The organism is Intrasporangium mesophilum (genome assembly GCF_054783095.1).
The window spans coordinates 23,386-36,364 of the sequence record NZ_BAAGRF010000011.1 but is presented as its reverse complement, the minus strand read 5'-3'; the positions used below and the strand labels follow the sequence as shown (position 1 = coordinate 36,364).

Genomic DNA, 12,979 nt, shown 5'->3' with positions numbered 1-12,979 from the left:
CGACCCGCTGCTCACGGGCTGCGCTCCTGACCAGGTGTCGGGACGTAGAAGAACCCACGCTCGAGGACTGGGTCCAGGATTCCGTCCATGATCTCGTCGATCGCTTCTTCGGCCTTGGGCGGGTTGCGCCGCTGTCCGGGGTATCCGACCGCTGTCCGGATCTCGGGGACCATCAGGTAGGCGCCTGCGGCGACCGCCGACAGGACCTGGAAGTCGGAGGCGGCGTTGTCGTGGAGACTTCTCAGCCATCGCTGGATCGCTTCGGCACCCTCCGGGGCCTGCGCGATTGTGCGGACAATCCCGTCGAAGGAGTCCGACCGGGTAGCGAGGGCCAAGTCGAGCGTGTCGTCGAACTCGGGGCACTGGCTCGGTGGAGGCGCGCTGCCGTCGCCACTGCAAAGTACGTCCGCGATGGCTGTGTAGACGGCGCGCTCGCCGTCCGTGAGCGGACGAGGGGTCTGCTTTCGCGGCGGCGGGACCGACAGCCTGAGCGGCTGCGTGCTCATGCGCTTTCCTTCCTCTGCGATGCCGTTTCGGCGATGTGCTTCCCCACGCGGAGGGCGAGGGCGGCGATGGTGCACGTTGGGTTGGCCGAGCCGCTCGTGACGAAGATGCTGCCGTCCGCAATGAAGAGGTTGTCGACGTCGTGGGCCTGGCCAAAGGAGTTGACCACCGAGGTTGCTGGGTCGGCTCCCATCCTGGCTGTCCCGAGCAGGTGGCCTGGCTGGTCGATCCACAACTCGACAGGGATCGTGTGATCCGCCCCTGCAGCGTCATGCAGATCCTGCATCCGGTCCACCGCGAAGCGAAGAAGCCTTCGGGTGTTGTCGCTGATCCGATAGTGGACGGAGGGAGCGGGGATCCCACTGTCGTCCGTCAGCGTGGGGTGAAGCCCAATGTGGTTGGCCTCGTCAGGGAGGTCCTCGGTGTTCGCGGCCCATAGGATGCCTCCTGCATGCGACTTCGCAACCTCGAGGAATCGCGGCCCCCAGACCGCGTCGTAGCCAAGCTCGCGGTGGGCCTCAACCGCGTTCAGCGGACCTGGAGTGGGCAGGGCGTGGAGCTTCACACCGCGAACGAAGTCGTGCTCCGGGCGGGTGTCGTAGAACTCGAGGCTGTGGATGAGCTGGCCGGCCGGCCCGTTCCAGCTGGCCAAGTCCTCGTTGTAGAAGCCGGTGACGCTGCAGTTGGGGTGCAGCATGAGGTTCTTGCCGACCAGCCCTGAGGAGTTGCCAAGGCCGTCCGGGTGTTGCGAGCTTTTGGAGAGCAGCAGCGTTCGCGCGGTGCCGATTCCATTGGCGCAGAGCACGACCGCGTTCGCCCGCTGCAGGTGGTCTCGGCCGTCTCGGTCGATCCACACCACGCCAGTTGCGCGACCGTCCTGCCCGGTCTCGACGTGGCGGACTCGTGCCCCGGTGATCAGGGTGGCACCGGATCGCAGTGCATGCGGCCAGTAGGCAACGTCGAAGCTCGCCTTGGCACTTTCGGGACAGCCCCATTCGCAGGTTCCCCAACGGGCGCATTGCGACAGTTCCTTGAACTTCTGGCTCGCGATGGCGTTCGTGCCGGGCCACCAGTGCCAACCGAGAGCGTTCGCCGCGGCGGCCGCCTTACGGCCGGCCTTTCCCAAGGGGTGAGGAGGAAGTGGGTAGGTCAGACCAGCGGGGTATGCCGTGTCTCCTTCGAGACCCGCGACGCCGATGAAGCGATCGACTTCGTCGTAGTACGGGGCCATCTCCTCGTAGGTGATGGGCCAGTCGTCGGCGATGCCATCTAGGGAACGGACACGGAAGTCCGAGGGGAGCAACCTGGGCCACTCTGCGCCGTAGTAGATGCTTGACCCACCCACGGCGTTGAACATGACCGGCCACATGTCCGACTCTTCGACACCGACTGGGTAGTCGGAGGGCAACTTTCGCACGTTCGGGTCGTGGGCCCACTGGTGCTGGATCTGCAGCTCCCATTGGGGGTTGTTGGCGGGGTAGTCGGAAGGGTTGACCCAGTCACCCTGCTCTAGGCAGACCACGTTGAACCCCCGCTGGGCGAGGGTATGGGTGACGACCGACCCGGACGGACCGGCTCCGATCACGACTACGTCCGCGATCTCCGCCGTGCTGGCAATGTCGCTCATGAGGCTTCCTAAGTGAGGTTTCCGTCGGCGGGCATCTTGGCTTGTGGTTGGGGGCCGCTAGGCCTTGGCGAGTACGCCGCCGTCGACCACAAAGGCGGTGCCAGTGATGGCAGTTGAGGCGTCCGAGATCAGGAAGGTAACCGGCTGCGCGATCTCCCGCGGTTCAATCGCCCGTCCAATGGGCTGGAACGAGGGGAGACCCTCCTCGAGCGCCTCGCGACCCCCAAGCTTCGTGTAATGAGGCACGTTCAGCGGCGTGTCGACGAAACCCGGGCACAGGGTATTTGCACGGACGCCCGACGCGGCATGGTCCAGAGCGATGGCCTTGGTCAGCATGAGAACGGCGCCTTTGGACGCGGTGTACAGAGCAAGCTGTTGCTCGGCCGCAAGCGAGTTGATCGAGCCGAAGTTGACGATTGAGCCGCTGCCGGCCGTAATCATGGCGGGAAGGACGTGCTTGCTGCCGAGGTATACACCCTTGACGTTGACGTCGAAGTGCAGGTCGTACTCCGCCAGGGTCGACGAGGGAACATCGTTGGGGGACAGCACACCCGCGTTGTTGACGAGCCCATCGATACGTCCATCCGCTGCCAGGACGTCCTTGATGAGTGTGGCCCAGGACTCATCGCTGGTGACGTCCAGCTGCGCTGCGCGCCAGCGCGGGTCCGTGTGGCGCGCGGCGAGCTCCTTGACCTGCCCGTCCTTTCGTGCGGTGGCGATCACCGTCGCACCCTCGGCGAAGAGGTCCTCGGCGATCGCGATGCCGATGCCGCCAGCCGCGCCTGTGACTACGACGACCTTGCCGTCTACAACTCCCATTACCTTCTCCTATTGTCGACAATCGACTATTCATCTTGGCCCGGCGACCCTAGTTGCGTCAAGCCCCTGCCTGCCTACAAACGCGGCGAATTGTCCGATGGCCCGATCGCCACTCGGTTGAAACACACCTCAAGCCCGCTGCGCTGCGGGGCGGCACAGTACGGCCCTACGCGGATCGTGCCCGTCGTCGCACGCGGCGTGACGAGGACGAGGCGCCATGGATCTTGCTGCGACCGAGCGCGGACGGTCAGGGCGTGCTCCCCCCGACTGACCCTGACCGTGACGATGCGCTCCGCCCAGCCAGCAACCGCAACGGCGGCTTCGTCCCGTGCCGACCGTGACAGCCGAGCTCCGAGCATGAGAACACCGAGGCCCTGCTCCAAACCTGCCGTGACCCAGTCCCCTGCACCGCCCTGGATCAGGACGCCGGCTTGGTCGTACGGGCAGGCAAGCCAAGGCTGGATGTCCACCTCGATGGCCGACCCTGTGGGGAGGTCGAAGAGCAATGCTGGCGCGGACTCCCGTCTGGCGCCGGAAGTCGGCGATCGCCACATGTCGGAACCCCTCGGGGCCGGGATTGACAACGCGTCCCCGTTCCGGCGGATCCAGTTGGGCGGGTTGAACCAGGCTCCGCGGCGCCACTCGACTCGCCTCGTCTGAACTACCTCACCGACGGGTGAGTCCGACACGAATCTCACCACCCTCCGGATCTGCAGGCGAAAGGAGCGACCAGGGCACGCGGAACACGCGCCCGGGCGCAGCCGGCCAGGGAAGGCGTCGTCGTGAGATTGGACGGTCCCCCTGCGTTACCTCGACGACGGGGCTCCTGACGAACTGCTGGGGCCACAGCAAGAGGCGCTCACGGGAGGGGGCTGGGCGGCCCAGGGTGAGGACATTGGGAGCCACCCACGAGAAGGGCCAACCGGCTCGAATCGGCGCCCCATTCAGGACCTCGGTGTGAGGATCGGGTCGTTGGGCGCGGAGGAAGTCCCACACGCTCCGGGCCACCTGGCGACCATCCAGCGCGGCCACATCGGCAGTGTCCACGGGGTGGATGAGATTGCCTGCGGCAAAGACGCCGGGACGGCTCGTACGCAGGGAAGAGTCAATAGTGGGTCCCCTGGTTCCGGCGTCCATGAGCAGGCCCCCGGTGCGGGCCAGCTCGTGGTCAGGGATCCAGTCACCGGTGAAGACAACGGTGTCGCAGTCGACGAAGCTACGTCGACCGGTCCGGACGTCTTCCACCTCGACAGATTCGACACGACCCCGCCCGACGATACGCACGACGCGGGTGCTCGTCGCGGCCTTGACCCGTAGACCGATGCGGCCTGCCAACGAAAACGCCAGATAGGCCTCGTGATGGGTCTTGTCCGTGGTCATGAGCACGGTACGGCAGCCAGCCTCGCGCAGCGTCATCACGGCCGACCAGCTCACAAGTTCGCTGCCCACCACGACCGCGCGTTGCCCCACCGCCTGATGGTGCAGGTGCACAAGGTTCTGAAGCTGGCCCGTGGTCAGCACTCCCCTGGGGCGATCTCCAGGGATTCGTCTGGCCGTCCTAGGACGTTCCCGCGCCCCGGTAGCCAGGACTACAGCGCCCGCCCGGACGAGCAGCAGCCCATGAGGACTGGTGACCTCGAGAGTCGGCGCGGGCGACCCTGCGGGGTCGGACCAGCCGGTGACCATGGCTTGGGTCATGATGTTGGCACCGGCCCGTCGGGCTAGAGCCGACAGTCGCTTTGCATAGTCAGGGCCCGACATGATGCGGTGTTGATCCCGCAGCCCGTAACCGGTGTGGTCGCTGTGCCTGGGGATGCCGCCGGCCTCCGCCTCGCGGTCGAGCACGAGCACCTCGCCGGAAAGGCGGCCCGCGAGGGCCTGGGCAGCCGTCAGACCCGCTGGGCCTCCGCCGACGATCGCGACGGCCGGCTCGAGTGTTTGGCGTGGGGCTTCCGTCACGATGGCTCCTCAGTTCGCGCTTGCGCACCGTTACCGACGCCAAGTGTTTCGGCGAGCTCTGCAACGCGGGCGCCGCAAAAGAAGCCTTGGCAGCGCCCGTTCAAGACACGAGTGCGCCTGCGGAGCCCCTCCAGGCTGTGTGGCGGCACAACCGACGCACACGCGTCGCGGATCTCGCCCTCAGTAACCCGTTCGCAGAAGCAGACGACCGTGCCGTACGCGGGATCGGTGGACACCAACGCTGCGTCTTGGTAAGGCCGAACGAAGGACTCCCCGAGGTTTGGCATCTTCGGTGGGTCGGGCAGCTGTTCGCGGGGCTCGAATGTCAAACCCCCGGCGCGCAGCAAACCCAAGACGTACTCGGCAATAGCCATGCCGGAGGTCAAACCGGTGGAACGAATGCCACCGACCAGCACATATGCCTGATCCTGGTCCAGGTCGATGAGGTAGTCAGGGTGGTTGCTGGCCGCCCGCAACCCGGCATAGGTCGCTGTCACCTCCTCCGTCATCAGGGCGGGCATGATCTGCTCACCCTTGGCAGTGAGGAAAGCGAAACCCTCCTCGGAGGTTCCCGTGGCCCGGCGGTCTTCGAGATCCTCTGATGTGGGTCCGAGCATCACGTTGCCGTAGATGGTCGGACTTACCAGGACGCCCTTACCTCTCGAGGTTGGAACAGGCAGCACGATCTTGGGCGCTAGCGGACGGGCGAGCTTGTCAAAGACGAACAGCTCGCCACGCCGGGGTGTCACCGTGTACCGCTCGTATCCGAAGTGGCGATCAATGTGGTCAGAGCCCAGTCCCGCCGCGTTGACCACCCACCGGGCGCGTATTCCGCCGTGGTCGGTGTGAAGGGCGGTGAATTCGCCCTCACGGGAGACACCGGTCACCGCCCGATTGAGGTGAATAGAGACGCCGCGCATGGCCGCCTCTGTAGCCAACGCGAGGTTTGTCGTCCAGGTGCAGATGATGGACTCATCAGGCACTGACAGGCCACCAAGCGCACCCTGCCCCAGGGCCGGAACCTCTGCGTAGACGTGATCAGCGCCTACGATCTCGCACTTGTCGTAGCCGTTCTGTCGCGCCTTCTCCTGGAGCCCTGGAAGTGCGGCGAGCTGCTCTGAGTCCCAGGCGACCAGCAGAGCCCCGGTCCGCTCGATGGGGATTCCCGTGGTGTCGGCATACCGTGACAGCAGCTCGTAGCCTCGCGCAACGAGTCGGGATTCGAGTGTTCCGGGCTTGGCGTCGAAGCCGGTGTGCAGGATCGCGGTGTTGGCCTTGCTGGTGCCCTCACCGATGTCGTCCCGCGCTTCGAGCAGTGCGACGTCGAGCTGGTAGCCGGCTAGCTCTCGGGCGATGGCCGCGCCAACGATCCCGGCGCCGATGACGGCGACGTCGTAGTCGGGTGCTGTTGGTGTCATTCTCACTCCTCGGCACTCACGCTTGTTCTCAGCGCTCGGTTCCAGCGGTCGCGGAAGTCCGCGGCGCGGTCAGCTGGCCACATGGGCTCGTAGGCAGAGTTCGCACGCCATTCGCCAACAGCATCGCGGGAGCTCAGATGGGGATCCATCGCCATGCGCGCCATGGCGGCCGCGCCAAGAGGCGTGGCGTCAGCGTAGGGATAGACCTCGACCCGGACCTGTGCGATATCGGACAGAGTCTGCATTAGTCGGTCCGACCTGGTTAGGCCTCCATCGACACGGAGGACGCCTGATTTGAGCTCGAGGTCCTGGCCGATCGCGTCGAGAACTTCGGCGATCTGCGCCGCGAGCCCTTGCATCACCGACAGGACAAGATGCTCGGAGCGCGAGGAGAGGGTCACACCGCTGAAGGTGGCAGTCGCCTCCGGGCGCCAGTACGGCGCACCGAGACCGGCGAACGCCGGAATGCAAAGGACGCCGCCTGCGTCTTCGACGTTCAGCTGATCTAGCCCCTCGGGGCCGGTGATCAGACCGATTTCCTCTAGCCAGTGGAACGCGGAGGCGGCTGTGTAAACCTGGCCGTCGAGACAGTGGGTAATCTCGTTTCGAAGTCGCCACGCTACTGACGCGGCGAGCCCTGTAGCCGATCGGACGCCGACCGTCCCGGTGTTCGCGAGAAGGAATGCTCCGGTCCCCAGCGTGCACTTGGCGCTCGAGGGCTCGAAGCAGGCTTGCGCAAACAGGGCCGCCTGTTGGTCTACAACCAGCCCGGCGACCGGTACGTCACCCCATCCGAACTCATTTGTCGTACCTACCACGTCGTCCGAGCCAACGATCGCGGGGAGTTGCTCGTCACCCAGACCGAAGACCTCGAGCAGCTCGGGGTCCCATTCACCGGAGTCGAGATCGGTGACTAGGGATCGGCTCGCCGTCGCGGCATCCGTGACGAAAGCGCCGCACAGGTGATGCACCAGCCACGCATCCGTGGTCGTCACCACACCGGACTCGGTCACATTCCGCCGCAGCCACGCCATCTTTGGCGCTGAGAAGTACGGGTCGAGGGTGAGTCCTGTCCGTGCGGCTACCAAGGTGGCGGAGGACGCTAGTTCGGCGCAGAGTCTCGCAGCCCGCCGGTCTTGCCACACGACTGCCTCGGACAATGGCTCGCCCGTCCGCTTGTCCCATGCCAGGACGGTCTCGCCTTGGTTCGCGAGGGCAACGGCGTCTATACGCACGCCAGCCTGGGCGCAGGCCCGCCGGCCCGTTTCGAGGACCGATTCAAGGAGTGCGCGCGGGTCCTGCTCAACACCCCCGCCGGGGAGCTTCCGCGGATGTATGGGCAGGGACGCCGACCCGAGGACCGTCGGGCCGTCGTCACCGACCACCACCGCCTTGGTGCCGGAGGTGCCCTGGTCTATGGCCAGGATCGCCATGTTGACTCCTTGGTCTATACCATGCAACAACCACATGGTATAGACCGCGGTGCTAGTCTGCAAGGGTGAGGATTGAAGGGATACAGAACCAGCAGGCTGCTCCGGCGTTCGCCCGAATCGCGGAAGAGCTGCGCGAACGGATCGCCCACATGCCTCCGCACACCCTGCTGCCCTCCGAGCGCGAGATCGGCGAAGAGTTCCAGGTGAGCCGAATGACCGCCAGACAGGCAGTCACCGTCCTTGAGAGTGAGGGGTCGGTTTACAGGCGACCCCCACGTGGGACCTTCGTAGCTGAACCGCGCGTCCGCTTCCAGGTCGGTTCGTTTACAGAGCAGGTCGAGCGGCTCGGCAAGTCCCCCCAAGCACGAGTATTGGAGGCGAGAACCATCGCCGCCTCCGGCGAGCAGGCGAAGGAGCTGAACCTCTCCCCAGGATCCCTCGTTCATGCCCTCAAACGCCTACGACTCGTCGATGGTGAACCCCTCGCCATCGAACAGACCGCTCTCCCCGCTGAGCTCATGCCAGGCTTTCTCGATCATCGGCTTGACGGATCGCTCTGGGCGCTCATGAGCGACACCTATGACGTCACACCGAAGAGGGCCTACGCACTGCTCGAGAGCCGGAGCCTCGACCGAGAGGCCGCCACGCTCCTTGGCGTTCGCGAAGGGGCTCCTGGAATTCTGATGACTCGACGTACGGTCGACGCCGTCGGGGTGTGCGTCGAGTACGCCATCGACACCTACCGAGCTGACCGAGCGGCGTTCGAGTTCGCGGCGGACGTTGGCCCGATCAGTCGGCACTTGGCGTGACGCACGGCTGCATGCCCGGCTGATCGCAATCGGCACCGAGGTCCTCTGGTCGCGAGGGGCGCCTGATGTGTCTCATCGGCTGCGCAAGGATCCTGCCGGCTGGTTGGCGCCGTGACCTCGACGCGCGACCGAACCATGATGCCGATGGCCAGGAAGGCCGCTCAGCACCAGCCCCCGGAGGCGTGCGACTCGCACGGCGGGCGAGAACCGGGTGCGAACCGGACGGGAGGTGGGCGATCCGTTGGCAGCAGTGTCCACGGGGTCAGAAGATGACCGTGGCGCCCATCACCACGGTCCGATCCTCCGGGAGCCGGAAGTACTCGGTGGGCGTGGCGGCGTTGTGCGCCAGCCCGAGGAAGAGCCGCTTGCGCCACGAGCTCATCTCGCCGCTCTTGCCGCGCTGAAGGCTGATTCGGGACAAGAAGTAGTAGGCAGCCGTCGGATCCACGTCGATGATCCCGAGCGTGCGAGCCGCGGCGAGCGCCCGTGGTACGTCCTGGTCCTCCTGGAAGCCGAAACGCAGCGTCATGTGGGAGATCGCGTCGTACGGGTCGCCGAGGTGGTCGAGCTCGACGCGCTCGTGATCGGCAACGAACGGCACGTTCTCCGACGTGGTGCTGACGATGAGTACGGATTCGTGGATGACATGGTTGAACCTGGCGTTCTCCCGCAATGCCAGCGGCGTCGTCTGCTTGTCCGGGTGTAGGAACACGGCGGTGCCCGGCACCTTGTCCACCGGGTCGCGGTGAAGCATGTCGATGAACGGCTGGAGCGGTCCTTCCATCGCGGTGCGCTGATCGGTCACGAGGATCCGTCCGCGCTGCCAGGTCAGCATCACCGCGGCCACGACGAGCGCGATCAGCACGGGGAGCCACCCGCCGTGGAACAGTTTGGTGAGATTGGCGCCGAAGTACGTTAGCTCGAGGACGCCCAAGGGGACACCCAGCAGGAGCAGCCTGCCACGCCCCCAGTGCCATGCCGACTCGGCATGGATGAGGAACAGTGTGGTTGTGATGAGGAAGGTACCCGTGACTGCAAGGCCGTATGCCGTGGCCAGCCGATCCGAGGACCGGAACAGGACCAGCAGCAGCATCACGCCGACGAACAATACCCAGTTGACCGCGGGAATGTAGATCTGGCCGCGCTCGACCCGTGAGGTATGCCGCACAGTGAGCCGGGGCAGGTAGCCGAGGCGCTCCGCCTGCCGGGACACCGAGTAAGCGCCGGAGATGACTGCCTGCGACGCGATGACCGTGGCCGCAGTCGCCAGCGCGACGAGCGGGATGCCGAGGGCCTCGGGGGCGAGGTGGAAGAACGGGCTCGCCGCGGCTGACGGCTCCTTGAGAATCAGAGCGCCCTGGCCGAGGTAGTTCAGGGTGAGCGCGGGGAAGACCACGAAGAACCAGGCCCGCCGGATGGGGCTGCGCCCGAAGTGGCCCATGTCGGCATACAGCGCCTCAGCGCCCGTGATGGACAGCACGATGGCCCCCATGGCGACGAAGGCGATGGCCGGGTGCTGGGCCACGAACAGCACCGCGTAGTGCGGGGACAGCCCGCGCAGGATCACTGGGTCGCGGACGACCTGAGCCACGCCCAGCATTCCCAGCACGACGAACCAGAGCACCATCACTGGGCCGAAAAATCGCCCGACGAGGTGCGTCCCGAAGCGCTGCATTGCGAACAGCGCTGTGATGATCGTCGCTCCCAGCGGGACTACAAGGTGCACGAGCTGGGGCGTCGTGACCGACAAGCCTTCAATCGCGGACATCACGGAGATGGCTGGCGTGATCACGCTGTCCCCGTAGAAGAGGGATGCACCGAGCACGCCGAGCAGCATGACCAGCGCGAAGCGCCTGCCCCCGGGGCGCACCGTGCGCCGCGCTAGCGCCGCTAGCGCCATCACGCCACCCTCGCCGTCGTTGTCCGCGCGCAGGATGAAGACCACGTACTTGACCGAGACGACGAGCGTGATCGACCAGAACACCAGGGAGATAACGCCGTACACGTCCGCCGGGGCGGTGTCGACCATGTTGTGATCGATCGAGAACACGGTCTGGAGGGCGTAAAGCGGGCTGGTGCCGATGTCCCCGAAGACGACACCCAAGGCCCCCAAAGCCAAGGGCAGGCGGGCCCTGGTGATCTGCGCCAGGGGATAACGGAAGAGACGACCTACCGAACCATTGACAGCGCCACTTGGCCCGTCCTCTTCGCTACTTACAAGCACTGCCACCAAACCTCCAGCGGAGACCTGAGGACTTGCGAATGGCGGGTCTCGACGCACCTGATCACAGCCCAGGGGTCGTCACTACCTTTGGTGGACGACGTCTGCCTCTTCCTCGAGCAGGAGCCCAGGAGCAGCGAGAGCGCCCAGCTCGACTGCTGCCGTGACTGGACGAATGTCGCTGAAGATCTCGCTGTGGACGGCCCCCACCGCGTTGAAGATATCGACGTTCGTGATGTGCTTCCGCGTGCGGACAACGTCTGCAGAGTTACGCCCAGCCTGCTTGAGCGCCATCTCGATCCGGACTCAGACTTCCCTGGCTTGTCCCGCGGGATCCATCCCCCCGGTGCTCCCTCCCTCGAGCCCGCCGTGGTCCCAGTGACGTACCCCAGATTGCCGATCACGACCGCGTGCGAGTACCGACGAATGGCTCAGGGCTGGGTCCCGACGATGTCTCCTGACACACAGTCATCTTGCTCCTCAATCATTGGTCTATACCAGCTGGTCCAGTCCATAGTCGCCTCGTGGTGGATGGGTGTCAACTCGCCGTCCGCCCGTTGGGCAAGCCGGGCCGATCGCTGCAGACGGAAGGGGGGTTGGGGCGGGGGATCAGAGAGTGCCGTGCTCGACCAGCCTGCGGTCGCAAGAGCTGGTTGCGCAGCCGGACGTGGACTCACACGTCGCGCAAAAGGTCTGCGTCGCGGTCAACGGCATCGCCCGCCTACGCCGGGCGCAACGTGTTTCGCCAAGGCGCGCAGGAGGTCGAGACTGCGGCGGAGTTGGCCGCCCCGACGTCACCCGAGCCGCCGCGGTGCTTGCTCGGCGAGCCGGCGTCGGATCGGGGCTCGCCATCATGGACCCAGAGCGCGGAGGCGACGATGAGGGTTGACGATGCCGGACTCCTGGTCAACACTACACGCATGGTCGATTGTCGACAAAGGAGATGTCACCACGTGGAGTGTCTGTTTGCGCCAAGGCAAGGGCCATATGTTGGATCGGCGGCGTCTGCGAGACGAGCGACCCCAACTCGGCCGCGTACCAGCGCGGCATTCCACTAGTACCCGTCCGGAGGTCAGATTATGCGTTGGAGTCGCGTCCTGAATGTCGTCGAGTGTCACACCGGCGGGGAGGTGAACAAGGTGGTGACTGGCGGATTCGGTGATGTCCCAGGCAAAACGATGTTCGACAAGATGCAGTACATCGCACGTCATCGGGACGACGTCCGCCAGCTCCTGCTGAATGAGCCACGCGGCGGGGTCACCCATTGTGCCAACATCGTTCTCCCCAGCAACAACCCGGAGGCCGCCATGGGCTACGTCATTGCCGAGCCCAAGGAGTACCCGGCAATGTCGGGTAGCAATACCATCTGCACCGCCACGGTCTTGCTCGAGACTGGCATCGTCCCCATGACCGAGCCGATCACCGAGCTGGTGCTCGAGGCGCCGGCGGGTCTCATTCGCTTGCGCTGCGAATGTCGGGACGGCAAAGTCACCGGCGTGACGTTCACGAACCAGCCGGCGTTCGTCTACAACCTCGACCAGACGATCGAGGTCGAGGGCCTCGGCAGCGTTCAGGTCGACGTGGCATGGGGCGGCATGGCGTACGTTCTTGCGGACGCCCGGGCTCTGGGATTTGGCTTGTCGCCAGACGAGGGCAGGGATCTATGCGACGTGGGTCAGCGGCTCAAGGCTGCTGGCGCGGAGCAGCTCGAGGCCGTTCACCCGGTCCATCCGGAATACGCTGGCATCACCCAGACCGAGTTCACGGGACCGCTCGAAAGAATCGAGGGCGCCCTCCACTCCCGAAATGCCGTCGTAGTTTCACCCGGTCGACTCGATCGGTCCCCGTGCGGCACCGGGACTTCCGCGCGCCTGGCAGTTCTGCATGCCCGCGGCCAGATTGAGGTGGGAGAGGAGTTCGTGCACGAGTCCATCATCGGGAGCCGCTTTAACTCGCGCATTGAATCCCTCACCGATGTCGGTGGCGTCCAAGCCGTCGTACCGTCAGTGACTGGTCAGGCGTGGATCTATGAACTTTCCCAGGTCGGGCTCGACCCTTCCGATCCGTTCCCGCTCGGATACACGCTTGCGGACACTTGGATGGGTGGCAACTCCGAACTGCTGCCGGAGTAGGAGGCCGCATCTCAAGTCGCCTCCGTGGTGAGATAATCGACATCTCGATCATCATTG

Annotated in this window: 11 protein-coding genes; 2 read left to right on the top strand and 9 right to left on the bottom strand. The window is 65.4% G+C overall.

The features are described 5' to 3' along the window. Window positions 1-11: 11 nt before the first annotated feature. The 7 genes from ACYVLP_RS10690 to ACYVLP_RS10660 form a co-directional block, all read right to left on the bottom strand. The gene (locus ACYVLP_RS10690; RefSeq protein WP_460627322.1) at window positions 12-506 is read right to left on the bottom strand and encodes a hypothetical protein; all 495 of its coding nucleotides are present in this window, start codon (window positions 504-506) and stop codon (window positions 12-14) included. Further along, complete coding sequence (locus ACYVLP_RS10685; protein WP_460627321.1) at window positions 503-2,131, bottom strand: GMC family oxidoreductase; 1,629 nt, start codon at window positions 2,129-2,131, stop codon at window positions 503-505. The genes ACYVLP_RS10690 and ACYVLP_RS10685 overlap by 4 nt, the downstream gene beginning before the upstream one ends. 57 nt (window positions 2,132-2,188) lie before the next feature. After that, entirely contained in the window at window positions 2,189-2,950 is a 762-nt protein-coding gene (locus ACYVLP_RS10680; RefSeq protein WP_460627320.1) for an SDR family NAD(P)-dependent oxidoreductase, read from the bottom strand. A 74-nt stretch (window positions 2,951-3,024) separates the two neighbouring features. Next, window positions 3,025-3,639 carry a DUF1349 domain-containing protein gene (locus ACYVLP_RS10675; protein WP_460627319.1) on the bottom strand — a complete coding sequence of 205 codons (615 nt, stop codon included), beginning with the start codon at window positions 3,637-3,639 and terminating at the stop codon, window positions 3,025-3,027. After that, window positions 3,617-4,909 carry an NAD(P)/FAD-dependent oxidoreductase gene (locus ACYVLP_RS10670; protein ID WP_460627318.1) on the bottom strand — a complete coding sequence of 431 codons (1,293 nt, stop codon included), beginning with the start codon at window positions 4,907-4,909 and terminating at the stop codon, window positions 3,617-3,619. Before ACYVLP_RS10670 ends, ACYVLP_RS10675 begins: the two co-directional genes overlap by 23 nt. Then, window positions 4,906-6,327, bottom strand: a complete 1,422-nt coding sequence (locus ACYVLP_RS10665; RefSeq protein ID WP_460627317.1) for an FAD-dependent oxidoreductase — start codon at window positions 6,325-6,327, stop codon at window positions 4,906-4,908. Before ACYVLP_RS10665 ends, ACYVLP_RS10670 begins: the two co-directional genes overlap by 4 nt. A gap of 2 nt (window positions 6,328-6,329) precedes the next feature. Beyond that, complete coding sequence (locus ACYVLP_RS10660) at window positions 6,330-7,760, bottom strand: FGGY family carbohydrate kinase (RefSeq protein ID WP_460627316.1); 1,431 nt, start codon at window positions 7,758-7,760, stop codon at window positions 6,330-6,332. A 65-nt stretch (window positions 7,761-7,825) separates the two neighbouring features. Here ACYVLP_RS10660 and ACYVLP_RS10655 point away from each other — a divergent pair, with 65 nt between their 5' ends. Further along, window positions 7,826-8,569: a GntR family transcriptional regulator gene (locus ACYVLP_RS10655; protein WP_460627315.1), complete on the top strand. Its 744-nt coding sequence runs from the start codon at window positions 7,826-7,828 to the stop codon at window positions 8,567-8,569. Between the two features lie 262 nt (window positions 8,570-8,831). Here ACYVLP_RS10655 and ACYVLP_RS10650 read toward each other — a convergent pair whose 3' ends face one another. Both ACYVLP_RS10650 and ACYVLP_RS10645 read right to left on the bottom strand, forming a co-directional pair. Beyond that, complete coding sequence (locus ACYVLP_RS10650) at window positions 8,832-10,682, bottom strand: potassium transporter Kup (protein WP_460627339.1); 1,851 nt, start codon at window positions 10,680-10,682, stop codon at window positions 8,832-8,834. Window positions 10,683-10,874: 192 nt separating this feature from the next. Continuing rightward, a complete protein-coding gene (locus ACYVLP_RS10645) occupies window positions 10,875-11,084 on the bottom strand; it encodes a Rid family hydrolase (RefSeq protein WP_460627314.1) in 210 nt (69 codons plus the stop codon). Window positions 11,085-11,869: 785 nt separating this feature from the next. Here ACYVLP_RS10645 and ACYVLP_RS10640 point away from each other — a divergent pair. After that, window positions 11,870-12,922, top strand: coding sequence for a proline racemase family protein (locus ACYVLP_RS10640; protein ID WP_460627313.1), 1,053 nt, complete (start codon window positions 11,870-11,872; stop codon window positions 12,920-12,922). Window positions 12,923-12,979 lie beyond the last annotated feature (57 nt).